This is a genomic window from Peribacillus glennii (genome assembly GCF_003429105.1).
Taxonomy (GTDB): Bacteria; Bacillota; Bacilli; order Bacillales; family DSM-1321; genus Peribacillus; species Peribacillus glennii.
In genome coordinates, this window is the sequence record NZ_QVTD01000003.1 from 245,235 (window position 1) to 271,267 (window position 26,033).

24 protein-coding genes and 1 pseudogene are annotated in these 26,033 nt (G+C 38.5%); 1 reads left to right on the top strand and 24 read right to left on the bottom strand.

From position 1 onward, the window contains the following. The first annotated feature begins 177 nt into the window (after window positions 1–177). Window positions 178–330, top strand: a complete 153-nt coding sequence (locus tag D0466_RS22015; protein ID WP_158555794.1) for a hypothetical protein — start codon at window positions 178–180, stop codon at window positions 328–330. Window positions 331–522: 192 nt separating this feature from the next. On the opposite strand, the gene D0466_RS02860 is transcribed toward D0466_RS22015, so the two are convergent. The 24 genes and pseudogenes from D0466_RS02860 to D0466_RS02975 form a co-directional block, all read right to left on the bottom strand. Next, on the bottom strand, window positions 523–1,209 hold the full coding sequence (locus D0466_RS02860; protein ID WP_117321054.1) for a LicD family protein: 687 nt from the start codon (window positions 1,207–1,209) through the stop codon (window positions 523–525). Between the two features lie 263 nt (window positions 1,210–1,472). Beyond that, the gene (locus D0466_RS02865) at window positions 1,473–2,219 is read right to left on the bottom strand and encodes a GNAT family protein (RefSeq protein ID WP_117321055.1); all 747 of its coding nucleotides are present in this window, start codon (window positions 2,217–2,219) and stop codon (window positions 1,473–1,475) included. A gap of 145 nt (window positions 2,220–2,364) precedes the next feature. Beyond that, a complete protein-coding gene (locus D0466_RS02870; RefSeq protein ID WP_117321056.1) occupies window positions 2,365–3,474 on the bottom strand; it encodes a glycosyltransferase family 4 protein in 1,110 nt (369 codons plus the stop codon). Between the two features lie 33 nt (window positions 3,475–3,507). After that, window positions 3,508–4,668: an O-antigen ligase family protein gene (locus D0466_RS02875; protein ID WP_117321057.1), complete on the bottom strand. Its 1,161-nt coding sequence runs from the start codon at window positions 4,666–4,668 to the stop codon at window positions 3,508–3,510. A gap of 23 nt (window positions 4,669–4,691) precedes the next feature. Further along, window positions 4,692–5,999: a lipopolysaccharide biosynthesis protein gene (locus tag D0466_RS02880; protein ID WP_117321058.1), complete on the bottom strand. Its 1,308-nt coding sequence runs from the start codon at window positions 5,997–5,999 to the stop codon at window positions 4,692–4,694. Window positions 6,000–6,086: 87 nt separating this feature from the next. Continuing rightward, a complete protein-coding gene (locus D0466_RS02885; RefSeq protein ID WP_117321059.1) occupies window positions 6,087–7,448 on the bottom strand; it encodes a polysaccharide biosynthesis tyrosine autokinase in 1,362 nt (453 codons plus the stop codon). 191 nt (window positions 7,449–7,639) lie between these two features. After that, a complete protein-coding gene (locus tag D0466_RS02890; RefSeq protein WP_117321060.1) occupies window positions 7,640–8,326 on the bottom strand; it encodes a sugar transferase in 687 nt (228 codons plus the stop codon). A gap of 174 nt (window positions 8,327–8,500) precedes the next feature. Further along, a complete protein-coding gene (locus tag D0466_RS02895; RefSeq protein ID WP_117321061.1) occupies window positions 8,501–9,508 on the bottom strand; it encodes a polysaccharide deacetylase family protein in 1,008 nt (335 codons plus the stop codon). 102 nt (window positions 9,509–9,610) lie between these two features. Beyond that, window positions 9,611–11,260: a GNAT family N-acetyltransferase gene (locus D0466_RS02900; RefSeq protein WP_117321062.1), complete on the bottom strand. Its 1,650-nt coding sequence runs from the start codon at window positions 11,258–11,260 to the stop codon at window positions 9,611–9,613. 33 nt (window positions 11,261–11,293) lie between these two features. After that, complete coding sequence (locus D0466_RS02905; RefSeq protein ID WP_117321063.1) at window positions 11,294–12,208, bottom strand: NAD-dependent epimerase/dehydratase family protein; 915 nt, start codon at window positions 12,206–12,208, stop codon at window positions 11,294–11,296. A gap of 131 nt (window positions 12,209–12,339) precedes the next feature. Beyond that, entirely contained in the window at window positions 12,340–13,176 is an 837-nt protein-coding gene (locus D0466_RS02910) for a tyrosine-protein phosphatase (protein WP_199484492.1), read from the bottom strand. 542 nt (window positions 13,177–13,718) lie between these two features. Further along, window positions 13,719–13,904 (bottom strand): annotated as a pseudogene (locus D0466_RS02915) (IS3 family transposase); the annotation flags it as partial. Between the two features lie 72 nt (window positions 13,905–13,976). Further along, entirely contained in the window at window positions 13,977–14,243 is a 267-nt protein-coding gene (locus tag D0466_RS02920) for a hypothetical protein (RefSeq protein ID WP_117321065.1), read from the bottom strand. After that, window positions 14,233–15,975, bottom strand: coding sequence for a hypothetical protein (locus tag D0466_RS02925; RefSeq protein ID WP_117321066.1), 1,743 nt, complete (start codon window positions 15,973–15,975; stop codon window positions 14,233–14,235). The genes D0466_RS02920 and D0466_RS02925 overlap by 11 nt, the downstream gene beginning before the upstream one ends. Window positions 15,976–17,098: 1,123 nt before the next feature. After that, the gene (locus tag D0466_RS02930; RefSeq protein ID WP_117321067.1) at window positions 17,099–17,713 is read right to left on the bottom strand and encodes an NUDIX hydrolase; all 615 of its coding nucleotides are present in this window, start codon (window positions 17,711–17,713) and stop codon (window positions 17,099–17,101) included. Window positions 17,714–18,015: 302 nt separating this feature from the next. Continuing rightward, a complete protein-coding gene (locus D0466_RS02935; RefSeq protein WP_117321068.1) occupies window positions 18,016–18,606 on the bottom strand; it encodes a molybdopterin-dependent oxidoreductase in 591 nt (196 codons plus the stop codon). A 90-nt stretch (window positions 18,607–18,696) separates the two neighbouring features. Further along, entirely contained in the window at window positions 18,697–19,848 is a 1,152-nt protein-coding gene (locus D0466_RS02940) for an MGDG synthase family glycosyltransferase (RefSeq protein ID WP_117321069.1), read from the bottom strand. A 19-nt stretch (window positions 19,849–19,867) separates the two neighbouring features. Further along, window positions 19,868–20,455: a DedA family protein gene (locus D0466_RS02945; RefSeq protein WP_117321070.1), complete on the bottom strand. Its 588-nt coding sequence runs from the start codon at window positions 20,453–20,455 to the stop codon at window positions 19,868–19,870. Further along, window positions 20,452–21,186, bottom strand: coding sequence for a polysaccharide deacetylase family protein (locus tag D0466_RS02950; protein ID WP_117321071.1), 735 nt, complete (start codon window positions 21,184–21,186; stop codon window positions 20,452–20,454). The genes D0466_RS02945 and D0466_RS02950 overlap by 4 nt, the downstream gene beginning before the upstream one ends. A 154-nt stretch (window positions 21,187–21,340) precedes the next feature. Further along, the gene (gene phoU / locus D0466_RS02955) at window positions 21,341–22,000 is read right to left on the bottom strand and encodes a phosphate signaling complex protein PhoU (protein WP_117321072.1); all 660 of its coding nucleotides are present in this window, start codon (window positions 21,998–22,000) and stop codon (window positions 21,341–21,343) included. Window positions 22,001–22,056: 56 nt separating this feature from the next. After that, complete coding sequence (gene pstB / locus D0466_RS02960) at window positions 22,057–22,869, bottom strand: phosphate ABC transporter ATP-binding protein PstB (RefSeq protein ID WP_117322188.1); 813 nt, start codon at window positions 22,867–22,869, stop codon at window positions 22,057–22,059. 46 nt (window positions 22,870–22,915) lie between these two features. Beyond that, window positions 22,916–23,794: a phosphate ABC transporter permease PstA gene (gene pstA / locus D0466_RS02965; protein ID WP_117321073.1), complete on the bottom strand. Its 879-nt coding sequence runs from the start codon at window positions 23,792–23,794 to the stop codon at window positions 22,916–22,918. Next, a complete protein-coding gene (gene pstC / locus D0466_RS02970; RefSeq protein WP_117322189.1) occupies window positions 23,794–24,702 on the bottom strand; it encodes a phosphate ABC transporter permease subunit PstC in 909 nt (302 codons plus the stop codon). The genes pstA and pstC overlap by 1 nt, the downstream gene beginning before the upstream one ends. 201 nt (window positions 24,703–24,903) lie before the next feature. Continuing rightward, on the bottom strand, window positions 24,904–25,869 hold the full coding sequence (locus D0466_RS02975) for a PstS family phosphate ABC transporter substrate-binding protein (protein WP_117321074.1): 966 nt from the start codon (window positions 25,867–25,869) through the stop codon (window positions 24,904–24,906). Window positions 25,870–26,033: the final 164 nt, after the last annotated feature.

Consider the following 26,033-nt stretch of genomic DNA (forward strand, 5'->3'; position numbering starts at 1 on the left):
TTAACAGCGACTTCAAGAAATGTATTGACTCTGGATTATCCACGATTTGTGAACCTCACAAAGGGAACGCTGGTAAATAATAGGTGGACTAAGCGTTAGGGCCAAAACTAAGGCATTGCAAGTTGTGATAAATAACGTCAAGGAACTTTCAATACCAATGAGGAGGGACTGGAAAACATGAGTTTGACAGCGACTTCAAAACGTGTATTGAGCACAGGCATTCCGAAAAAGCGATTTGTTTGGATTACGAAAGGAACCCTGGATGATAACCGTTATATTTGGAGGACAGGCCGGAGTTCTGATGGTTATTCGTCGGAAATATTCTTTTAACTTAACGTGGGGAGAGGCTGACCAAAAGGTCGTGAAAACGATTTTTTCGGGTCAGCCTCTTCATTTGCGATTGAAAATTATTGGAGAGATATGTCCTGATGTTAATTATTTTTAAAAGGCTAAACTAATCATTATTTATAAACCCCTTTTATGTAAAATCGTGGCTGTTTTTCCTTCTATTGAACTGAGCAACTAAAAATATTCAACCAGTGCAAATTTACTTGTCTCTTTCCTGATACTGCTGGATTCTACAGTCCAATTTTTATTCTTTATCATAAAATCTTTCCCGTACACATCTTGTAAATGAATATTATAATTACTAGGAATCCAGACCGGGGCGCCATAGAAATCATATTTTATTAAATCAAATTCCGAAAAACTGTTTTCATAGACTTTTAAACCACCAAATTTTTTAATACATTCATCCGGGCTTAGATCATCCATTGTTTGATAATCAAAAATCTTTATTTTATTATCTACCTTGTAAGCATAGAAAAAATCTATTTGAGCTGTTTTGTATTTATAAGTCTCTTCTATAATTTCTCCTGATAACAATTTAGCTCTCTTTTTCAATTTAAAACCTTCTGATTTTAATATATTTTCCAAGCCCTTATCATAGTCATTAATGTACATCGCGATATCAATATCACAATCATGGGATATAAATCCCTTATCTCTTACAGCACCGAGTAACGTACCGAATTCTAACCAGTATCTGTAGTTATAATGATTCATAGTTTTTATTAATTTCTTAATAGCTTTCTTCCCACTTAATTTAAATGTAATGGCAAACAATATCAAATAGGGTTTCAATAAATACTTTTTAGCTAATTTGTAGATGCCAAGGTTGTAAAAAACATTTTTTAAAAAATTATCCAATTTTGTTAGCCTCACTTTTGTGATACTATAATTGAAATAACGCAGAAATATTACAATGTATTGTTTGACAATCCAGCCATAAAAATATATATAAATATCACTCTAATCATTTTCTATTTGTTTTTTTTACATTTAAAACGAATAGGTATTGCCGGAGAAACTGGCCTGCTGGAATGTTCAAATGGGAGGGGTTGGGATTGATCGACTCAATTGGAATTGTGGTGACCTGATAGGTTATTTATGCATAATTAGTTTTCCTTCCCTCATAATTTGAGTGATAATCTGCGTAAAAAAAGTATAAATCTTCCAATGATGGATAATGCTTCATATCCAGAATATACTGTAACAACTTCCCCTCCAAAACCAAGTTTATATTTTCTGATATTTTCATCCTCCGTTAACCAGCCAAAATCATATATCTTGTGTTCCCTACCCTTAAACCAGCAAATATTTTTCCAAACAAGATAACGGTTTGCCTGACTTATCAACTTCTTCATTTCAGAATTGTCCGCCATGCGATAGTGGGACGCAGTGTATAAATTCATCACGGTACTCCCATCCGTTACATAAACACGATAACAAAGTGGCTCTTTTTGTACTTCTTGTATAGTCGTAAGCACCAACGCGTTTCTATTGCTAAGTAATTTCATAGTGGACATATGATATGAATTGCATTCGTGGGTACCTTTAGTGTTCGCAAATTCGTTATAAAAGATCCTGAATTTAGCCAGGTCTCTTTCAGTGGGCCTTTCGATAACTGTATAAGTAAAATTTTTCTTTTCGGCTTGCTTTATCTGTCTTTTGGTTAAGTTGTTCATACCTTGAATAATATTTTCCTTGTCTTTAATCAAGTGGATTTGTAATGTTTCAAGCCCGTCTGTAGATTCCCTGGGAGTAACTGAATGCAAAAATCCATGAATTTGTGCTGAAGGGTCCAAGGTTACTTCCTGATCGGCAAAATAATAGGTGTTTATTTTAACATTCAATATTTTTCTGGTAAGAGTAATCAAATAGGACACCTCTGTTTTTCACTGTTTATATAAAATTTTGAAAAAGATAAACATAAAGATCACAATTGTTTTTCCCCATATGCATATGGTGCAGGGCCATAAAAATTATAAAACAAAAAAACAGTGAAAAATCCAGTAACATTTTTCATCTACCTGTTTGATTAACAATTTTTTTATAATAGGTAACCGTCTTTTGTTTCATTTGATCAAACGTAAAGTTATTTTCATAAACTTCCCTGCTTTTCTTTCCCATCTGTACCCTCATTTCAGGTTGTGTCAGCAAAAGCGAAAGTTTATCGGCCAATTCCATTTCATTATCCTTTGGTATTAGAAAACCATTCACTGAATCCTCGACTGCTTCCTTCACCCCGCCTACATCTGATGCGATTATCGGCAATCCGCACCGCATTGCTTCAAGTATGCTCAACGGCAGACCTTCCCAGTTGGAAATCAGAACAAAAACCTGCGCCTGGGCCAGTAAATCAGGAATTTCTGTCCTAGCTCCAAGAAAGCACACCCTGTCACTTAAACCGCGCTCTTCCGAATATTCCATTGCTTCTTCAAGTTGCTTTCCATCGCCTACTAAATTCAGTTTCCAGTCAATATCCTGCAGTTTAGCCAATATTTTTAACAATGCAAGTTGTGTTTTTGGAGGATCAAATCTCGCAACCATGATCAAAACTGGCGGTTCATCTTTTAGTGCAGCCATTTGAGAGGGAAGTATATCATGTACACCATTATGGATTGTTATCATCTTTCCTTTGGGAAGTACTTTATGCTTTAGGGCCAATTCTTCATCATATTTTGATACGTTTATTACCCCTTTAGAGATGATTCCAATAAGTTTTTCAAATAAGATATATAAACTCCTCTTCTTTTTTGACACTCCTTCGGTGAATGACCATCCATGTGGAGTATAGATGCAGGGAATACCAAGAGACCAACTAGCAATCCTGCCTATTATACCTGCCTTTGAAGTATGAGCTGCCACCAAATCGGGACTAATTTCCTTTAATATCCTTATTGTCTCTTTAAGTGCTTTTACGTCTTTGATTAAGTTTATTTCCCGAATAATGTTTTTATTATAAATAACAGGTATTTCTTCCACCTTTAAAAAATCGATTACACATATACTTCCTCCTGTCATCACGTAAACTTCATGACCAGATTTTTTAAGGCTAACCGCAAGATCACTAACATGGATTTGCGCTCCGCCTATGGTATCCATGCGGGTTATTAGCTGAACAATCCTCAAAATTTGCTCTCCTTCTGATGTGATTTTGTGAAATCATGCATTTTTTTCTCCTAGCGGACACCATGCAAGGGCCAAAATCACCCAGAAATGACGCCAATGCAGGGTATCGACAAAAAAACTGTTAAACACTAATCCAACAAGGGAAGCAAATATGACCAAGTAATAAACGCCATATGCATTCTGTGCTTTCCAATAACATTTATATGATTGTCTCAAGCTCAGAATCATAAGAATGACGAAGGAAATCAATCCTAAAAAGCCATTTTCCGCAAAAAGCCTCGCATAAATGCTGTGCGTTGAAATTGGAAACACATTTTCTGATTGGCCTGGTCCTATGCCGAAAGGATTTGTTAGCCCCGCTTTGAAAGCTTCCTCTTGTGCGTTAAACCGTTCATTATCATAGTCCTGAAGACTTAATCGTGTAGTCAGTAATTCTTCGACCAAGGGTGTATTTATGAAATAAACAAACGCAGGGACGCCTAAAAGAATTAAAAGCAAAATTGTCTTCAGTCTTTTTTTTACCATGTCCCTCTTCATCACCAGCATATAAATTACAAGAGAAATGGCTAGGTTGCCCCAAGCCGCACGCGAGAAACTTACAATTACTCCAGCAACCATCAGAAGGAAGCATAAAAAAAACATGCTTTTTTTAATACCGCTTTTTATCTGCAGATTCTCTACCATGCTAATTGAAAAAAGGGCAGGTATTATGAGAAAGGGACCATATACATTGGGATCTTTAAAAAATGATTTTGCCCTGTCGTTCAATAAAAAATAATCATTGTTCGGAAGGAGCTGAAAATATGCAAGTACTCCTGTTCCGGCTGCAAGGAACGCTGCAAGGAGATAGCCTTTAAATATGATTTCAAGTAAAGGAAGCTGTAGCCGATAGCCAATCCCTACTAAGGAAATCCAAGTCGCTGCCAGATAAAACGTAATACCGATAAAACGTAAAGAAATACTGATATCTGTGGCAAAAAACAACGAAAGTAAATTGCTTAACAGAAAAGATAATAGAATCAAAATAGGAAGAGTGGTTTCAGCGGGAAATAGGTGGCAGGAAATCAAACAACCGGCGGCAACAAAAAGAATCATCAATATATCATATGGTGCAGGTTCAATGATGACAAAAGAGCTGACAGCCATTGTGAAGAACAAATAAATGAGAAGCCATTTACCAGTGCTTTCGGCCATCTCTTCCCCTCCTGTTTCTCACTTTAGTTAGATTTAAATCCTATCTGAGTCTTTACAAAGCACTTCTTGATCACATACCAGGAGAATAATCCATTTACCAAGTACCCCAGGGAACTCATAAGGCTTATACAGGTCAGGGACGCCTCAGGGCTTTCAAAATAATAGGCTGACAGAAAAATAGACAGACAAATTAGTAAAAACCTTATGATTTCACTTATTACTTGATATTTTAGGGCCTCTGTCACATAAAAGTTCGCCGATAAAGGATTAACGATGATTTTCATCAAATATAAAATGGAAAGTATTTGCAGGAAATCCCCTGCCTCACTCCACTGCTGTCCAAAAACAATCTTGACTGCATATGGAGCAATGAACGCAATCATTCCAATAACGATGATCCCCATTACAAACATTTTTTTGATGGTATCCCAAAAAAATGACATGAATCTTTCTGGAGAGGCACGTGCTTGTTGGGCTGATTGGGATAAATACACCTGCTGTGCAGAAAAACCAAGCAAGCCTTCAGGAACTGTTAAAATTTTTTGGGCCAAAAAAAACCAGCCTGCCGTTTTCGGATCAAAATGAGCAGCTAGAAAAAAAGTTGGCAACTGGTTTCCCAGGCTGTTTAGCAATGCTGACCAACTAGATATTAACGGAAAAGATTTATAGCGTTTGGTAACTTTTTTTAATTCCTTCATATTTAATTGTTTTAGAGGCACCTCGTCTTTTTTCAATAATTTCAAATAGCCCAAAGTGCCAGCTATCCTCCCCATTACTTCCCCGATTAGCAACCCAATGAGGCCGAGTTGAGAGAATCCTAACATAATTTGAGCAGAAATTTGGCTTCCGTTCATGATCAGTTTCGCTTTAGAAATGGATTGATAGTCTTCTTTTCGCAAAGCCCAGGCATTAAGGATATGAAACAGTCCTATTCCCAATAAACTCAACGATAGCAGCCAAATATGTTTTCCGAGCACAGGTACATCGAAGAAAGCAGTCACTGGTAAAAAAACAACTACAATTAAAATGACAATACTCATACCAATAACAATTAGTGACGAAAGAATAAATAAATGAAAAGCATCTATATCTTTTTCAGGAAGAGGAATGGCTGAGTCATACAACAAGGATGCGATTACAGATACGCTGAATAAAATTGATAAAAATACTGAAAGGTTGCCAAATTCCTCTGGAGTATATAACCTGGTCATAAGAGGAGTTGTTACTGCGAGAATAACATTGGATAAAGCTGTTCCGGCCATTAGAACGGATAGACTTTTGATAAAATGATTGGTTGTCAGTTTCCGCTTCCAGTTTTTGAATAAAAACATGTAAAAGAATCCCCCTCAGTTTGGGTGCCAATATAAAGTCCCAGAAGGATAGGGAATTTGCATATCAACTAACAATAAGCCACCTCCCTAATAATAATAGCTAGCTGCGCCTTCTAGCCTGCTCTTATTTAGGATTGAACCTAGAAGGGGTGCTTTTACCTTTTGCAGCTGTTCTATACTCTTGACTGCTAGATCCTGCTTTGTGCTAAAGGCATCTGCGACAAAAATACAGCCGTCTACTTTCGTAGATAGAATGACTGCATCGGCCAGAATCAATGGGGGACTATCGACGATAATTACATCAAATCTCTTCTTTAAATCATCCAGCAATTTTTTTAGCATATTTGTCGAAAGCAGCTCTGATGGATTGGGAGGAATAGGACCAGCTGCTATGAATGAAAGATTTTTAATTTCTGTTTCTTGCACGATCTCTTCTATAGAGGAGTTTCCAGATATAAATGAAGTGATCCCTTTCCTATTAGAGGTATTAAAAAGCATTCTGCCGGTTGCTTTTCGTAAATCTGCATCAACATAAATCGTTTTTTTATTATCCATAGCCATTATGACCGCCAAATTTCCACTTGTAATAGATTTGCCCTCTCCCGGTACTGAACTTGTAAGCAAAATCGTTTTTACTTCCTGCTGTGTCATTATAAATTGAAGGTTAGCCCGCAATGTCCTGAATGCTTCAATAATCTGGGGCGAAAACTCTAGCTGGGGAATCATCTTTAAATAACGTTCATCTGTAAGGAATGTATGGTTCTTCGTTTTCCCTTCGATGAAAGGAGTTGTTCCCAGAGTCGGGATACCTAGTGCTTTTTCCATTTTCTGCGGAGTATCAAGAACAGTAAAATACACTTCCTTAATGATGACAATCATTGTACTTATACAAAGCCCGATTAAAAAGCTAACAGTAAAATAAATGACAGGAATTGGTTTAACTAATTTTGTATCTAATTCAACCGTGGCATCATTTAATAGGTGTACATTATCAAAATTCATAAGGGTTTGAATTTCTTTTTGAAATGTGGAGGCAAATGTATTGGCAAGTAGTGCGGCTTTTTTTGGTGACTTTTCTTCTGCAACAACGGTTAATATTTGTGTATTATTATTGGATTCAATCTTTACCTTTTTCAACAAATCTGATTTTTTATACGATTCTTTTAAAACTGCATTCACTTTATTTACAATCCGGTCGCTTTTTAAAATATATTTATACGTTTCAATTAACTGTAAATTTGACTCGATTTCTCCAGATGTTAGTACAGTACTGTCCTTGTTTTTCATTGTTTGATTGATAAGAATATCCGTTTTGGCTTGATATATAGGAGGAACTGCAAAGCTTACCATCCCTCCAGCAAGTGTGAACACCAAAACAACCAATAGTATCAGCTTCCACTTATTCATGAATATACTAAAGATGGCTTTCACTTCGAATGCTTGTTTCATCTCATCACTTCCTTAAGGAAGAATCCGTTCATGCTGGTAATAAGCACCCTTCTGATAAAAAGTGTGAACTTTTGTACACGCCAATTGACGTAATGTCCTGCACTCTTGAACATATTCAAATGATTTTACATATAGAACTAAAAATATGCTATTTGCGAACTCACCCATGTTGATGCGACGACATTCAATATTTAATAAGCCCCCTTCTTTGTAAATACTAGCCATATTGTTTTTATAATGATCTTCACATCTAATGAAAGACCCTGGTTATATATATAAAATAGCTCCAAATCAATTCTCTCAGGATATTTAATGTCACTTCTTCCACACATAGCCCAGTACCCTGTTATCCCTGGTTTTACTGAAAGCAGCTCATTGACCCTGTCGCCATATTCCGTTAATTCCAGCTCAATGACAGGCCGTGGTCCTACTAAACTCATATCCCCTTTTAATACGTTATAAAATTGAGGAATTTCATCAATGCTGGTCTTTCTCAGAAATTTGCCGATGCTGGTTACTCTGGGATCTTCTGAAGGATTTAATTTATAATCATTTTCTATATATTTAAGATAAAGTGCCTCATTCGCTTTCAAACTTTCTTCTGCGTTAACCTCCATTGTCCTAAATTTATAAATTACAAATTTTTTCCTGTCTTTTCCGATTCGTTCTTGTTTAAAAAACAAAGGACCCTTGGATTGGCCAAATGTATAAAAAAAGAATAGTAATACAATAAGAGGAATAAGTAGAATGAGGAATAGAGTAGAAGCAATTATATCGGTTATTCTTTTCGTTATATTGAAAATCTTTTGTCTTAGACTGCTAGTGGATTTTCTTACTTGTTTTCCTTTTCCATGAAAAATAGGCAGCAGATTCCCCATATTTCAGATTTTCATCTCCCTTTGTGATTTTCTGGTTGAGTAAACAAATGCTCTACCGGGAGGTATGAATAAAATTTATTAGATAGCAAATCTTTTGAATGAATAGGTAGTTGTTTTCCTCATGTTTTACGTCTTGAGCTTTTAGCTGTCCGAGATGTTTTACGTCTTAAGCTTTTAGCTGTCCGAGATGTTTGTCGGAAAACTCGGGCAAATGCTGCTTGTCAGTTCCTCCATATTAATGCTTGTCATACCATATTTATGCTGTAACATTTGATAATGCTCTAAAATATTCCTTAGAAATTTCAGGTTTATATCTACATGAGACCCAAAATCATGAGGGTGCCACCACAAATGGTAAACATGGTTGTTTTTTGCTGCAAAAGTCATGCTTTTTAAAATTCGGTTTAAACGGATCCTTTCTAAAGTTTTTAGTTTTGGCTTAAATGGCCGAAGATACCTGCTAGAACGAATATTTAGAGGAATGCTTTGTTTTTCAAAGTAGTCAATCGGATAGGTGTGGTGCCCCGAAAGGTTAATATAAGCATCAATTAGCCGAAATGCCCGTTTCCATAACGATTCATCTTTCCTGCTGCTGGGCCGGTACATCCAAGCAGTTTCGTTGCCCCGAAAAGATGTTATGCCCATTTCTTTACAAACCGCCAAATAATCAGGGTTGAATTGATTTCTTGGAAATATCAGGCTTTTAATTTTTATATCGTACATCTTCCCAGTATTAATTGCTGCTTCTAAGTCTGCTTTAAAAGAAGAAATATTTTGTCCTCTTTCTAAACAATAATAATGAGAGAAAGTGTGAGTACCTATTTCCTGATTCGGGAAAGACATGACCTTTTGAATCAATGACAGCCCAAAGTGGAAAGGGTCCTCTTCTTCGTTTAATCCGATATTTTTGATAGATAAATATGGGTTTAACGGTCTGTCAAGATACTCAGGCTTCGTAACAGGGAGATTTTTTAATAATTGTTCCCTGGATTCAAAGAATAAGAAGCCTACTGTCGCCCACGTTGCATGAATACCAAATTCTCTAAAAAGCTCCAACAATTTTGGAACTACCTGCCGTACGCCAAGCAGATTTTCTATATATTCATGAATGGTCATGATATCCCTCATGCCCCAATAAAGTTCACAATCTAGTGAGATAACCAGGCTCCCGCCTTTCCTCAAACTGAATCCCCCCTTTTCCGCTGCATCTTAAAAGATTCGGTTCCCCCTTTAATGCAAAAGTTCTCTCTTAATTCCGAATGATTTCCTGTTCTGTAGATCCATTCACGCCTTTAATTTTCGAACCGAGAAGAATGTCCTCTTCTTGATTCTTTTCTCAACAAACAGACCTTGCTTCTTACATAAATCTATACATTTGGTATTTTTTTTATTTACTGTCAAATAAATGGTCTTAAAGTCCTTTACAAGAAAACTAACATTTATTAACTGCTCCTCTGTCCATGACAGATCATAAATAAATGCTTCATATTTATTAAGTGTTTCACGGTAGCCTAAGTCACCAATTGTAATTTCTGCTGCACTTAGCCAAAAACTATGTATAATTTTGTTATCTATTACCACCACATAACATCTTTGTTTTCTAAATAGTCTATGAATTAAATCTTTTTTATTTTTTTTTTGCATAATGGCCAATTTCTCCACATCATGAACGGTTGCTTTACGCCATTTGAGATCTATATATCCTGAATCTGTTGGAAAATCGTAGCGGTAAAGAATGTATTCGTCGTTAAAAAATAAGTCACTGATTTTGGCCTGCATGGTATGAACAGCCCCCATAATAAGTCCTTTCACCTTGTTGTTTAACATGAATGCCTTTAGTTTTCCTAAAGTATTTCGTTTGAAATGGACAAGGCTCCGGTTCTTTTTCAAGAAGGCAATCAGTCTGTCTTTTGAAGTAAGGAACAGAAAGAAGATCCGTGCAGTCATGTTATTTGTGGGAAAAATCACTGTTGATACATAATCCATCCCATTGTTCCAATCCATTTTATACGGTTCATAGCCAATGCTCATATCAAAAATGGATATCTCTGACGATGCACATTCCTTTATCTTTTCTTTAAACAAAATTCTTCCAGGGCTATACATCCCAAAATCATCATCATGAGCAGGAAGATAGAAGAGGTAACGATTTCGGCATTGGAATCCGTATAATAAAGCGATCAATTGACCGTCAAGAAAGAGTGCGTCGATTTTTGTTTGAAATGTCTTTGAATCGTTTTGGGCTAATTGATTAAAGAATTCTTTCGTTTTTCCTTTCGAAAATCCGCTTGTATCATTTTTCTCTCTCCATCTTTTTGCGTGCAAGGCGAACATTTGCTCATAAAATTTACTTTGCAATGGTTGGATTGATACCGTCCCTAATTCTTTTAAACGTTTCTCTTTTCGGTCTACCCCATGCTTCTTTTGTCTAGAATGGCAATATTGTTCAATATCAATTTCGGTAATATTCACAAACGGTGCTACAACGCTTGATTGATAAAATATGTCTGTACTGGCTTCGATTGATTTAATAAAACAAGCATATGTTTCTTCACTTTGCAGCATTCCATGAAGATGGAAAATCCGGCTTTTCTTTGAATCCAATAGCTTTTGGATGACGTACTCTATCACTTGTCCCTTGTTCCATGTGCCTGATATAATGTCCATATAATTTGCTTGGCCATAACCAATAAAATGGATTCGTTCTACAAATAAGCCCTTTTTTTTCATAAAGGGGAAGTAGGCTTTCGTCTCGCCTTCTATTTTCGCTATGATTACAAATAACTCATAATCTTCTCCGAATATCTTCCACCAGGAATAAATCCAGTCGAACTCAATAAAAGGATTGTTATTTTGATTTTTTTCCAGCAAATTGTCCCAAGCCGGCCTTTCCCTTTCCAATTCCTCAATAGTCGTGATTACATCAAGCTCCATCTTCTCCTCCCTACCTCATAAAGATGCGGAATTTCATTTTCTAAAATAATCGAGTGTTTTGAGGATCCCTTTCTGTAAGCTATATGCAGGTGCCCAATTCAGCTTGTTTTTCGCTTCATGGTTCGCTAGACAGCTATGCGGTATGTCCCCTGTTTTGGCAGGCAGGTAAACTGGTTCTGTATCCTTTAAGCTAAAGTTCAATAACATCTCGAGTAATTGGTTTATCGATGTTTGTGTATTTGTACTGAGATTTAAAACAATATTATTGCCAAATGACAGCGCTTGAACACAGCCAGAGGCAATATCTTCAACATAAATGAAATCCCTCGTCTGATTTCCGTCGCCATATATTTTCGGTTGTTGGTTTTTTAGCAGCTGGTCTATAAAAATGGAGACGACCCCTGCCTCACCTTGTACATTTTGTCTTGTTCCATAAACATTGGAATATCGTAAAATGCAATAACTCAAACCAAAAAATTGCGAAAATAGTTCTATATAAGTTTCGGCGGTCAATTTAGATAAACCGTAGAAAGAAACAGGTTTTGGGTCGTGTTGTTCATCAACAGGCAAATAACCAGGTTGCCCGTATATCGCCGCGCTTGAAGCAAACACGAATTTTTTGACGCTATATTTAACGCTTAGTTGCAATAGATGGATCGTACCCAAAATATTTACTGATCCATCATATAAAGGATTCTCAACCGACTCTTGAACGGATACCTGAGCGGCCTGATGTAAGACATAGACAGGTTTTTCATTAATAAAGATGCTTTCGAGGTCGGCATCATTAATATTTATATTGTAAAAATTCGTTCCCTCCGGCAAATTATGTTTGTTGCCGCTGCTAAGATCGTCTACCACGATTACTTCATATTTTTCTTCCAGAAGTTTTTCGACAATATGAGACCCGATGAAGCCTGCTCCACCTGTCACCAGTACTTTTTCCATGATGTTTTCACCTTCACTCCAGTATCATTGTAGAATATCTGTAAAATTTGCGAAATGGCATTTTTCTCTACACCTTCCTTGCAACCTTCCCTTGGATGGATAGGGAAAAGCCAGACCTGGGTGTTAATGTCTTACTCTTCTTTTCTCTTATTGGAGAAAAAGGCAACCAAATTCCCTGGTTTCGGTAAGTCTTTAAACTTGGTTCTTTTTTCAAATTTTGAAGGCTGCCATACACTAAAATCCAAATCATTTACTAGTTTAATGGCATTTTCTTGAAGGTATCGGACATGTTTTTCAGAAAAGTGAAGATTAATATATTCATAGGCTGATTTTAATTCAAATCCCCTTCGATCTGTATTATGGGCATCAGTTGCAATAAAATGAACCAGGCTATGCTTAAAAAGCCTTCTCGAGAATTTTTGCAATTCTCTCCCGAATACACCTGTGACACTAGCGGCGGTTATTTGAGCTAAAGCTCCTTTCTGGATCAGATTATATAGCTGATTAGGGTGCTTTTGGAATTCACGGTTTCTTTCAGCGTGTGCAATTACAGGTACGTAGCCTAATAGTTGGAGTTCATAGAAGATTTCTTCCGTAAAATGTGGGATATGAGAGTAAGGCAGCTCGATCAGGATATATTTATTGGTTTGATTTAACGTTAATAGATCAGTAGGTGATTGCTTTAATCCTTTTACTATATCGCCATGCAGGTGAATTTCCATCCCCGGAAGTACCGTTAGCGGGATTTCCAGTGTTTGAAGAAGGTTATTGACTTCATTAACACGGGATAGAATTACCGTTGCCGGATTATCATATTTACCGTTCTTATGATGAGGTGTAGCTATGATATGAGTAATGCCATTTTTAACTGCCTGTCTTGCCATTCTGGCTGTTTCATCAATATTTTGTGCTCCGTCATCAAGACCAAATAAAATGTGGTTATGTATATCCACTAACAAATCAACCATCCGCCTCCTTTCACTGAAAGATGAAACCTTTGTCTTAAAATCATTTACTCACATTATTTTTCGTTAGAATTCACCTATAATCGATTTTTTGTAAATTTCCCCAACTGAAGCTGTGTCTGTATATTGTATTTGTTCACTATTTCGAATATTCTTTTAATTTTAAGGGTACAGGCTGAATGTCATGCAACTTATGATAAACTTAAGACCCATGCCAGACAATACAGCTATAAAAGGCTCTTTAATGAGAGCAAATTTTTAAAAAATGGTGCCTGATGAGAAATTGTGAAATCCTATCAATAAAGGCAATAAAAATGATTGGAAAACGTGATGGCTTCGTTAGGTTCGCTTTTCCATTCTTCTAATAGCCGCAAAGGGATTTTGTTGTTGAATTGCGGTTGCTCAATCTACTTATCTAAACTTCAACGTCCTGTTTTAATATTATGTACAGCCTTTTGATCTGTTCTCTTTTCCAAGGAAATGAACAAGAAAATAAACGAGCCGTTGTGCTAAAGTGACCCTTAAAATTAGAAACGGTCATTTCGCTAGGCAGCCTGCAGGGCATGAGCTCGGTATTGTACCGGCCTCTTGGCTTTTAATTTTGCCCTAATTCGATTCTGATTATGGTAGACTATATGTTTAGCTAGGTCTGGCTTAAAGTGTTCTACATTTTCAAATTCCTTTAAATTAAGAAGTTCAGATTTCAGGATTCCAAAGAAATTTTCCATAAGTTTATATTTTAATGAATAAATTGTAGAGCTTTTGAAAAAAGCATGTTCACCATGATATTTATATATCCTTACCTAAAATTGAACTTTGCTTCTATGCAAACCTATCTCTTTTGCGATTGTTGTAGACCCCTCATTTCCTTCCGAATATCGTTTCACAGCTTTAACTTTTTCTTCAATCGTAAATTTAGCCAAAACAAAAACACCTGCAAATTGTAGACTGTGTCTAAAATTTGAGGTGCAGTTCATGCGATCGGCTCCACCCTTATACTTTTTCTTGGACATATTGTAGCCTGTTATATTTTCAAGGATTTTTCCTTCAAGATCTAATCTATTTTTCAATCTCCTTGTTCAGCAAAAAGGAAGATGGATCAAGTTCTAAAAATTTTAATTTCTTTATCAAATCGTTTATAGAATTATCACTTACCGTACTGGGATCATCTAAGAATTTTTGCCAATCAGTTAATTTATTTATCGCATCAATGTTAAATATTCCTTGCTCATAGGCAAATTGCGCCAAATTGGCTATCTGGTCTAGCACATCGTCATTAAACGTACTTTGCTTAGTTCCATATTCCTTAATGCTGGCTAATTGATTTACTGTAGCTTCGTTGAGCGTCCCTTGCTTGGCAGCGAATTCATTTAATCTGCCAAGTTCCTTTACCGTTTCTTCATTGAATATCCCCTGCTTAGCGGTGTATTCGTCTAATCGATCGAAATTCTTTAATATATCGTCCATGAATATTCCTTGCTTGGCAGCGATTTTGTTTAAGTTGGCTAAATGTTCGGATGTATTGACATTAAAGCTTCCTTGTTGGTCAGTAAATTTGTCTATACTTGATAAATGATCTGATATTTCTCCACTGAATATTCGCTGCTCACTAGCGAAGTCATCTAATCGAGCTAACTGATCCGATGAATTTTCATTGACCGTCTCTTGTTTGGCAGCGAAATGCTCTAAACTGGATATTTTAGCTTCCATTTCGCCATTAAACATTCGTTGCTCAATTGCGAAATAATCCAATTGAGCTAACTGATTCGATGTATTTCCATTGACCGCATCTTGCTTTGCGGCAAAATGCTCTAAATTGGATATTTTAGCTTCCGTTTCTCCATTGAACATTCGTTGCTCAATTGCGAAATAATCCAATTGAGCTAACTGATTCGATGTATTTCCATTGACCGCCTCTTGCTTTGCGGCAAAATGCTCTAAATTGGATAATTGAGCTTCCGTTTCGCCATTGAACATCCGTTGCTCATTTGCGAAATAATCCAATTGAGCTAACTGATTCGATGTATTTCCATTGACCGTCTCTTGCTTTGCGGCAAAATGCTCTAAATTGGATAATTGAGCTTCCGTTTCGCCATTAAACATTCGTTGCTCACTAGCGAAATCATCTAATTCAGCTAACTGATCCGATGTATTTTTATTTATCATCCCTTGGTTCGCAGTAAATTTACCAAGCATGGCTAATTGATCGGACGTATTTTCGTTGAAACTTAGTTGCGTGGCGTTGAACTCATTCACTTGGGATAATTGACTTGAAGTTTTCTTATTGACTTTTTCCTGCTTTTCAGTGAATTCATCCAGTTTATCTAATTGATCAGTTGTATCGTCATTGAATTTACTTTGATGTTTAGCAATTTTTTGTAATTCCGTAAATTGATTCGCTATTTTGGCATTCTCCAATTCCTGTTCTGTGGTAAAATGCTTCAAAACAACTAATTGATCAAAGGTATTGGATATTTGGGATTCTTGTTTATCTGTGCTGTGTTTGAGCTTGCTTAATTGTTCAAGTGTATCTCCATTTATTTTCTGCTGATCTGCAACAAACTGTTGTAACATTCTTAACTGATCGCGACTTGAATGAATTTCTTTCCATAAATCGTAAACTGACCGACTTGTTTTTTCTATCCGATCTCTAATATCGGTAATTATTTTTCCCTGCTGTTCAATATAACGAGTTAATTTATTATCCAAGTATATCCTTTGATTGGTATTGCTTTGTTCCTTGTATGGATCCGAAGGACAGTACTTTATTGGTAAATATTTATTTAGCCATGGTGGTTTCACTGTTATAACTCCCTAATATTACACATTTGTCATAAATTATGCCTGCACTTGGTTAGGGGTGACAGCTATGGGCACTCTATTGATAAGGTGGTACGAGGCTTAATCGATAAAACCTTTCAGCCTATTTTTCAAATCTTTTTTAACCATGTTTTTCTTTAATGCTTTAAAAATACTGGGGCACTGCCACCCTCAATTCCATAGATTCCTATATTTAGCCGTGTACCTCCTTTATTTTATTTAGCATAGCAGATTTACATATAAAACCAGAGGAGGAATGGAGATGAAAAAGGCGTTCTTGGCTGCAGTGCTTGTACTAACTTTGCTGCTTCCAACAGCCGCACTTGGAGCCGGTAGATATAATGCAGCATAAATGCCTGTCAATTTAGTATTTTCTCCCGCACCAATTCTCTTTTTTATCCCTTTTGGATCTCGTCTTTAACAGTCCTCTAAGGAACATTTTAGATAGAACTCAATACATCTATCCTGTGCTAGCTTTTCTCTTATATTGTTACCATACTCAGCATATAGGAAAATAACTGTACTAAGATTTACTGCCGCAAATACACTCGATGTAACTATATACCTTTCATTGTTATTATATTATGTGAACAGGGTTAGAATTGATTAAGTAAAGAGTCCATTAAAATAAAAACAAACAGGAAAATAGATTTTTTAAACAACACCCACCGGACCTGTTTTTAAAATGGTTGGAAACTATGAGGATTTTAAGAAGATTAGATTCAAATAATTAGGGGATAGACCAACAATTACAAGACAGCAAATATACTAAAGTAGCAAATTTAGTTATTTTTTGAACTAAAGGCTGAGAAAGTCGATTTGGTTCAGAGGTCCGGAATAACCACTCATCAATTCTATGGAAGATTTTTGTTACAAAGGAGCAAGCATAATTGAGTTTGCTCCTTTCTGACTTAAACAGTAACGGTGATGTGAATTTGTTCAAGCAACAATCGCTCCGTTTTTGCAAAAGGCTAAGACACTATTTTTTCATAAAATAAAGCCCCTTTAATTTCGCGGGATTTGTATTTGATAATTATAACCTCAGCTTTCATAAAGCCTGACAAGCTGATCTGTCACTAGTTTTTAAGTTATACTGCTTACCACATCATTTGATAATCTCCACAAAATGCGCCAGAATCCTCGCTGTCAGTCCCCAGATGACCCTCTCCTCGTAAAGATAAAAATATTCATCCATTTTCCGTGTCTGCCAGTTATAGTTTTCCCCGCCAGCTACCAGGTCGAAAGGGAAATTTTCTTCTGGTTCCGCCCTGAAGTTTATGTGATACACTTTGGGCTCATTGTTCAGGAAGAAGGAAAGTGGGACTGTGAATACCTCCCCCACTTCCGCAGGGTTTGTTTTGATACTTTCAGGGCAGCGGATGAATCCTACATATGGGTAGATGATCATGCCGAAAGGTGAAATCATATAATCAACCGGATATACCTCTGAAATGTTCCCCTTATCGATACCTAACTCTTCGATTGTTTCGCGAATGGCTGCTCCTTTTTCGTTTTTGTCCTGTGGATCGATTCTGCCTCCGGGAAAACAGATCTCCCCTGGCTGTCGTCTTAACGTAAGTGAGCGCACTTCGAAGAGAATATGAATTCCATCCTCTTTCTGAATAAGCGGCAAAAGGACGGCATATTTGGAAAAGCTCTCACTCCCGAGAATGGTGGGTGTGTGTGCCTTTAATTTACTTACTACATTTTGGATTTCCATCCAGTCACCCCGCTTTTTTTTGCTGTTAAGAATCAAGTAAATTAGTCAAAGGGGCAACCCCAGGTTTCAGAGTTTGCCCCTTTATACATAGCTTTACAAGTAATAAAATAAAAAAAGTTTATCATCTTCATATCGAAGACCACAGGCTAAATGCGGACTTGTGCGGCAATATTTGTTTTATCCGGCCATTTCATAAAGCTGCAGAAGGCTTCCTTCTTCTGCAGGCTTATCTGCGCCATTGTCTTCAACTTCACAAAGGCTTGCCAACGGCCCGCTTTCAAATCTTCTATGTATATTGATTTTCAGCTGTACCGCTCTTCTTTGAACGGATTGGCTGACATGGAGTAGCCGAGCTGTTCCCAGAATCCGGCTACGTTTACGTTCATGAAACGGATTCCTGAAACCCATTTCGTGCCTTTCCATAAGTAAAAGGAAGCCGGTGGGATGAATCGGAGCGGATATCCATGCTTCTGAGATATGTCTTGCCAGTCATGGTTGGTATCCTTCCAGCGATACACAAAAAGTGCATCATTGCCCTGCAAGTCCGCCAAAGGCATATTCGCGCTATAGCCGAACCTGTCTCCGTCGTAGTACCCATAGATTTGGATATGTGACACGTCTTCATGTAAATCCACCAGTTTTACCAGTTCTCTCAAGGCGATTCCTTCGAAGGTAGTGTCGAATTTCGACCATGTCGTAACACAGTGCATATCAACCGTTGAAACGGTTTTCGGCAGGCTCATGATTTCCGCATACGTTAAGGTGACTTCTTCTTTCACCCTCCCAAACAGCCTGAAATTCCATGATTCTTCATCAAATTGATAGACGTCGCCCTGATGCAAAATCGGCCAGGTTTCCGTCTCGAATTGGCCAGGCGGCAGCACTTTTCCCATATAAGTTTTCAACCTCTTTCGTTTTCTTTACATGATAACCATTCTGGTATGTGGTTTCAAGGTGGCTGTTATGTCGTTCTCTTGCCAAATTTAGAACATTCCCTCAGCGACACGTTCTGTTTCAACAGATGCAAGGGAGAGTTCCTTTTCAATAATGTAGCTGATTGCATCGGGAAAGGGATCGGATTCTTTTTCCAGGTAACATTCTATCCGTTTCTTTAGAGCTGAGATTTCTTCTTCATTTGAAATGGCAGTTTGCAATTCCTCCAAAAAGTTGTCCGGTGACACACACATAACCAAACCTTCCTGCAATAAAAATTTCAAATTGATCTCCTCTTGTCCCGGCAGCCAGTTATGAACAAAAATAGGAAGCCGCTTGTGAAGTGCTTCACTGATTGTTACACCACCAGGCTTTGTCAGGATAGCGTCCACCTCATTGTAGATATCGTTCAATTCCCATGGATTCTCAATATAGCCTTTTGGGTGAATATGGCTAACCTCAAGGGCGTTTAACTGGTGAAACAAGTCTTTATTATTCCCGCAAAGTACCGTAAAAGCAACGGATGGAATGTCTTTCATCATTTCGATGAACTGCCCGTTATTGTATAAACCATTATTCCCGCCCGCAACCAGTACATGTTTCAGCTTATTTTTTGCTTTTTTGGCAGGATCGGTAAAAGATGATTTAATAGGGATGCCGGTCGCAAAGATGCAATCCTCTTTGATATTGTGTTCATTGATCAATGTTTTTTTTGCATCACTATGCGGGACAAGATGATATTCAATCTCTTTCTTCGCCCAAACGTCATTGATGAAAAAATCAGTGTATATATTAATAACAGGGATATTCATTAACCGTCCCTTTTGTTTTAACTTTCCGATGATGCTTGATGGAAAGGAATGGGAGCATATGATCAAGGAAGGATTGACCTTTTCAATCAGCTGCATCATTTTACTCTCGAAATAAAGGGAAAAAAGCCGGAAATCCACTTTAAACTTTCGATCATTCTCTGAATACATTATCGTGTTATACAAAGTCCGGTAAATGGAAGGGCTCGTGTTGATCCAGCTAAAATAAATGGAAGACACCATTTTTTCCAAACTGTCATTACAATAACTCAAAAAATCGACAATCTCAAGATCAGACTCCGGATATTCGGCACTGATGTATTCTTTGATTGTTTCTGCGACTTTTAGATGTCCAGTCGGAAACTGGAATAAAGGCAATACAAGAATCTTCATAAACAAGCTCCTTCAGAACTCATCTTCGTTTTTTTCTGACATACTTTATAGATACATACATGATAAAAATAAATAAGAACAGGATACCTAAATAGGGCACATACATCGGATTAATATCAAAAACATCTCCAGCATAAAACCCTGCTACTATAAAGGGGACAGCCCAGCAAATAGTGCCTAGTAACGAATATAGGAAATACCTCGGAAACCTGATATTGGCGATGCCGGCGAAATACGGGCTTATCTGCCGTAACCCGGGCATGTAAAACCCGAATACAAGGGTTTTCCGGAAGTTTTTTGTATACTGATGTTTAGCTTTTTCCCATCTATCGACCGTTATCCCAACATATTTGCCAAATCGATTTATAAATGGATACCCTACAAATCTGCCGCATACATAAGCGGTTAACATTCCGGAAAATACTCCAAGAACTGCATAGAAAACTGAATACCCGAAAGCAAGCTTGTGGTGTGCAACCAAAACGCCGATCAAAAACAAGAGGGATTCCTCAGGAGCAGGTATGCCGACCACTCCAAAAAATAAAAAAACAAATATAATGAGGTATCCATATAATTCAATGTAGTTAGATATCGCTTGTATTGTCATATAACCCTCTTTATATGGCGATTTTGATAAGCTTCATGCAAAGAAGTGAAGGTCAGTCCGCGTTGTTTGCTTTCCTTCAAATACACCTCAAGGCTCTCTAACATATATCGTGGCGCTTCTATGTCCGCTCCAAAGGTGTCTCCGCTGTCATGAAGCAGCAAGACGGATCCTGAATCATTTGTTGCACGCAACCGTTCGAGAAGGCTTCCTTTAACTTTGTGGACTTTCCAGTCACTGAAAATATCAGACCACATAATTATCTGATATTTCCTGCTCAAAAGAAGTGTAAATACATTAAAATGGCCCCAGGGCGGCCGATAAAATATAACATCTTCCTTTATACATTCGCGAATGGCTTTTTCAGTCTTTATTAATTGTTTTTTCAAAGCAAAAGGTGTTAAAAACCAGCTGGATACATGCTGATAATGATGGATGCCGATGGTATGGCCCTCTTTATGCATTCTTTCAATGATTTCCGGATGGCGTTCCACTTTATGGCCCACGACAAAAAACGTTGCTTTGACTCCGTATTTTTTCAACAAGTCCAGAAGCTGTATGGTATATATTGGATCCGGCCCGTCGTCAAATGTTAACGAAAGTGTTTTTTGTTCTAGTAATCTTTTTGTGATCCCGATGCTTTTTTTTCGGATAAGCACTGTCGGGATGATTGTATAGAAAATAAATAGAAGTATGATTAAACCTATAATGGCCACTTTGAAAATCCCTTTCATGATAAAAAGCTTAATTTATAAATATATTTAAGTCTACTATGAAGTACTGCTTCATATCAATGAAACTTCGAATCTTTTGGGGGCCACTAGTCCGCAGAAAAAATAAAGCAGCCTTACTAATTGAAGTAAAGCCACTCGCGTGAATGCTTTTCCATTAACTGTTTAAGTCGTATCTCCTTCCTTTTACAAGGTAATATACGCTCTCCGCAATGTTTGTACAATGGTCCGCCGCCCTTTCTAAGAACCGGCATACAAACGAAAGCTGCGTAACTTGCGGAAGGAGTTCGGGATTGCTTTGGTTCATTGAAAGGAAGCTTCTAATTGTTTGTCCATATAAATCATCCACTTGGTCATCCATATCAGCTACCTGCTTCGCTTTTTCAATATCATCTTCGTTAAAGGCTTCTAAAGACAATCTGAGCATCTCCATCATGATGCTGTGCATCTGCTTAATATTATCAAGCGGTTGGACATGAGGATCGGTTCCGATCCGAATGGTGGATTTCGCAATGTTTACAGCAAAATCCGCAATTCTTTCCACATCGGTTGCAATCTTGATGGCAGCGATGATTCTGCGCAGGTCAATGGCAACAGGCTGCTGTTTGGCAATCAGCCATATCGAGATATCATTGATTTCTTCTTCCAAAATGTCAGCCTTCGTGTCATCGTCCATGATTTCGAGGGCTAATTCAACATTTTGCGTTTCCAGTGCTTCCATTGCTCTTGCAAGTGCATGATTCGTAAATTCCCCTAACTCAAGCAACCGATTTTGGAGCTTATTTAAATCATCCTCAAATTTCTCTCGGATTGGCATGTTTCAAACTCCCTTCGTTAATCAGTGGAATCAGTTTAGCAAATAGACTCCAATTTTTACCCAAACCGGCCGGTGATATAATCTTCCGTCCTTTGATCATCCGGTTTTGAAAACATCTTTGTAGTTTTCGTAAATTCCACCACCTCGCCATTCAGGAAGAAAGCGGTCTTATCCGATATCCTGGCGGCCTGCTGCATGTTATGTGTGACAATGATAATGCTATAGCTTTTTTTCAATTCCTGCATCAGCTCTTCTACCTTTAATGTAGAGATGGGATCCAAAGCGGAAGTTGGTTCATCCATAAGAATGACATCCGGTTCAATCGCCAGGCACCTTGCGATACAAAGCCGCTGCTGCTGCCCGCCTGAAAGGCCGTATGCATTTTGGTTCAGCCGGTCTTTTACCTCATCCCAAATCGCCGCTCCCCTTAAGCTCTTTTCGGCTATTTCATTCAGGATTTTTTTATCCCGTATCCCGTGGATTCTTGGGCCGTACACAACGTTTTCATAAATCGATTTAGGGAACGGATTAGGCTTTTGAAACACCATCCCAACCTTTGTCCTGAGTTCCTCCACCTCGTAAGATTTGTCTAATATATTTCTCCCACGATAGGAAATTTCCCCAGCAGTCCTTACACCCGGTATTAGTTCTATCATCCTGTTCAATGTCTTGATATAAGTAGATTTTCCGCATCCTGAAGGGCCGATGATCGCTGTCACTTCATTTTCAATTATTTCAAGGTTGATATTCTTTAGGGCCTGGTTATCTCCGTACCAAAGATTAAGTTCCTTGGTTTTGTATACGATATTTTTTTCATTGCTGCCTGTCCCATTTGTTTGCCTTTCAGTTTGGGATTGGCTGGTCTCCATCGTTTTCGCCATTATATACCTCCTCTTTAAGGGAATCCATCCGCAATCAATATCTCTTTTGATATTTATTGCGGATGAATACAGCGATCGTGTTCAATAAAATCAAAAGTGAAAGCAATACTATGATACCCGCGGCTGCCAGGGCGTGAAACTCTTCCTGGGGCCGGCTGGTCCAGTTATAGATCTGCATTGGGAGAACCGTGAATATATCAAACACCGTTTTGGGCAGGAAGGCAACGAATAATGGGAGGCCGAGAACGACCAACGGTGCCGTTTCGCCGATTGCCCGTGAAAGTGCCAGAATAGCCCCCGTCAATATGCCTGGAATTGCTGCCGGCAGCACTATCCTTATAATGGTCTGCCACTTTGTTGCCCCAAGTCCGTAAGAGGCTTCCCTTAATTCTTTCGGCACTGCACGGATGGCTTCCCGGGAAGCGACGATGATGACCGGCAAAACTAGCAAGCTCATCGTCAATCCGGCAGCCAGGACGCTGGTTCCAAGGAATAGCGCACGTACGAATACCGTCAGCCCTAACAGCCCAAACACAATCGAAGGTACTCCTGCCAAATTTGAGATATTGATTTGAATAAAGGTTGTAATTACATTTTTACTAGCATATTCTTCAAGATAAATCGCAGTACCTACACCTAGAAATAATGATATGGGAGCAACCACTGCCATTAACCAAACCGATCCGATCAATGCAGTATAAACCCCTGCCTGTTCCGGCCTCCTGGAGGGCAGGCTCTGCAGAAATTGCAGATCGAGGTAGCCAAGTCCCTGTGAAAGGATCCGGTAAAGCAATATCCCTAAAACCAATAATCCAAATAAAGTGGCAAGCAGAAACAAAGAACGAAATATCATATTCCGGGCCATTCTTGGCTTCATAGTGGAAATGACTTTGCGGTCGTCTATATATTTCATCAATATTCCTCCCTATATCGGCGGGAAACAAACTGGGCGATGAAGTTCATCAAAAGCGTGAACAAAAAAAGTGTCATGCCGACTGCATAGATACTGTAATAAATCGTTGTCCCATAGCCGACATCACCCTGGCTCACCTGTACGATATAGGCCGTCATCGTCTGGATGGATCCGGTGACATTCCAATTAAGATTTGGTGAAGAACCGGCGGCCACGGCAACAATCATTGTTTCCCCAATTGCTCTGGACACTGCCAAAACAATGGAAGCAATTATTCCAGAAGCCGCCGCCGGCAAAACAACCTTCATGGCGACCTCGAACTTGGTGGATCCCAATGCCAGAGCTCCTTCACGCATTGCATTAGGCACCGAGGACATGGCATCTTCAGAAAGCGACGCAATCATCGGTGTAATCATAATGCCGATTACGATACCTGGGCTTAATGCATTGAAGATTTCCAGCCCCGGGATAAATTTTATGAGCAAAGGCGTTACAAAGGTCAAGGCAAAATATCCGTACACAATCGTAGGGATCCCGGCCAGGATTTCAAAGATCGGTTTAATGATCCTTCGTGCCCGGTCCGAAGCATACTCGCTCAAATAAATGGAGGCAGCAAGCCCGATAGGAACAGCCACTAATATCGCAATCCCCGTTACCTTGAATGTTCCGGAAACAAGGGGCAAGATCCCGTACGATGCCTGTGTCTCTGAAAAAGGGTACCATTTATCCGCTGTGAGAAATTCCTTTAAAGACACTTCATTAAAGAATAAAATGGTTTCAAAAATCAGTGTCAGGACTATACCAATCGTAGTCAGGACTGAAACCGCCGCCGTAATAAACAATAAAATAGGAACAATCCTTTCTAACGATGTCCCCTGCCTTTTACTTTGCATCTTCTCCGAAATCATTTCCTGCACACTTCTACCGGCAAGCTCTTTAGCCAAAACCTAAACCCCTTTCTTTGTGGGCCAGATCCCCCAATGGTTTACCGCGTTAACGGGATGGGGGACTGACCCCCGATGCTTTAGCGGGTTAATAGGATGGGGGACTCACCCCCGATGCTTTACCGCGTTAATGGGATGGGGGTCTGATCCCGTATTGTTTCCGAATTATTTGAGGCCTTTCAGTATATCCATGTCTTTTTTGTATTCTTTGTCCGGAAGGCGGACATATCCGACATCTTCTGAGAAGTCCCCTGCGTTCTGTAATGTGAATTGCAAGAAATCATACACCTCTTTTTTATCTTTAACCGCAGAATTGCTTGCGTATGTGTATAATGGGCGAGATAACGGAGAATACTCCCCGGATTGGATGGTATCGTGTGATGGTTCTATAGGGCCTTTCCCGCCATCTATCGGTACAACTTTGAGATCGTCTTTATTTTCCAGATAGTACGCAAAACCGAAATAGCCAATGGCATTTTTGTCCCCTCTGACACCTTGGACAAGGATATTGTCATCTTCCGAAAGAGTCGCACCTTCAACCATTGGTTTGTCTTCGAGAATTACCTCGTTGAAGTAATCAAAAGTACCGGAATCAGTTCCTGGCGAGTAGAACTTTATTTCTTCATCCGGCCAGCCTTTTCTAATATCTGACCATTTTTTAGGGCTTCCTGTTTCAAGCCACATTTTCCTTAATTCATCGACAGTCAGGTGGTCGACCCAATCATTTTCCTTATTCACCACTACCGAAAGGCCATCGAAAGCCAGCCTGAATTCCGTGTAATCAATTCCGTTTGCTTTAAGCTTTTGTTTTTCCTCATCTTTAATAGGACGGGAGGCATTTGTCAATTGGGTTTCACCTGCTGCGAATGACTCGAACCCGCCGCCTGTTCCTGAAGACCCTACTGAAACCTTGACATCAGGCTGCTCGGCTCCGTATTCCTCAACGACCGCTTCCATAATTGGGTAAACGGTGGAAGACCCGTCGACTTTAATATTGCCTGAGAGCTGTTCTCCTCCACCGCCGCCGTTTCCATTGTTGTCATTTTCTCCTGCATTATTGTCCCCGTTTCCACAAGCGGAGATTACTGACATCATCAACAAAATTAATATAAATCGCGACAATTTTTTCATGGTATATTCTCCTTATCTTATTGAAATGTTTTCAAAATCCCATTTTTATTGGACTTCTGTTAGTTTCTCAAAAAAATACAATTATTATGAAGCAAAATAAAAAATTAACAACAATTCATGTGCGAAAGCATGCATATTCTGCTTTGTATTTTGCAGAATAACGT

Coding starts and splice junctions, on each gene's coding strand:
- D0466_RS02930 (WP_117321067.1), bottom strand. CDS start 17,713: ATGGAAATCCAAAATGTAGTAAGTAAATTAAAGGCACACACACCCACC.
- D0466_RS02945 (WP_117321070.1), bottom strand. CDS start 20,455: ATGACAATACAAGCGATATCTAACTACATTGAATTATATGGATACCTC.
- D0466_RS02900 (WP_117321062.1), bottom strand. CDS start 11,260: ATGGAGCTTGATGTAATCACGACTATTGAGGAATTGGAAAGGGAAAGG.
- D0466_RS02940 (WP_117321069.1), bottom strand. CDS start 19,848: ATGAAGATTCTTGTATTGCCTTTATTCCAGTTTCCGACTGGACATCTA.
- D0466_RS02950 (WP_117321071.1), bottom strand. CDS start 21,186: ATGAAAGGGATTTTCAAAGTGGCCATTATAGGTTTAATCATACTTCTA.
- D0466_RS02910 (WP_199484492.1), bottom strand. CDS start 13,176: ATGGTTGATTTGTTAGTGGATATACATAACCACATTTTATTTGGTCTT.
- D0466_RS02880 (WP_117321058.1), bottom strand. CDS start 5,999: ATGTTTTTATTCAAAAACTGGAAGCGGAAACTGACAACCAATCATTTT.
- pstA (WP_117321073.1), bottom strand. CDS start 23,794: ATGAAATATATAGACGACCGCAAAGTCATTTCCACTATGAAGCCAAGA.
- D0466_RS02905 (WP_117321063.1), bottom strand. CDS start 12,208: ATGGAAAAAGTACTGGTGACAGGTGGAGCAGGCTTCATCGGGTCTCAT.
- D0466_RS02885 (WP_117321059.1), bottom strand. CDS start 7,448: ATGAAACAAGCATTCGAAGTGAAAGCCATCTTTAGTATATTCATGAAT.
- phoU (WP_117321072.1), bottom strand. CDS start 22,000: ATGCCAATCCGAGAGAAATTTGAGGATGATTTAAATAAGCTCCAAAAT.
- D0466_RS02935 (WP_117321068.1), bottom strand. CDS start 18,606: ATGGGAAAAGTGCTGCCGCCTGGCCAATTCGAGACGGAAACCTGGCCG.
- D0466_RS02975 (WP_117321074.1), bottom strand. CDS start 25,869: ATGAAAAAATTGTCGCGATTTATATTAATTTTGTTGATGATGTCAGTA.
- pstC (WP_117322189.1), bottom strand. CDS start 24,702: ATGATTTCGGAGAAGATGCAAAGTAAAAGGCAGGGGACATCGTTAGAA.
- pstB (WP_117322188.1), bottom strand. CDS start 22,869: ATGGAGACCAGCCAATCCCAAACTGAAAGGCAAACAAATGGGACAGGC.
- D0466_RS02890 (WP_117321060.1), bottom strand. CDS start 8,326: ATGGGGAATCTGCTGCCTATTTTTCATGGAAAAGGAAAACAAGTAAGA.
- D0466_RS22015 (WP_158555794.1), top strand. CDS start 178: ATGAGTTTGACAGCGACTTCAAAACGTGTATTGAGCACAGGCATTCCG.
- D0466_RS02875 (WP_117321057.1), bottom strand. CDS start 4,668: ATGGCCGAAAGCACTGGTAAATGGCTTCTCATTTATTTGTTCTTCACA.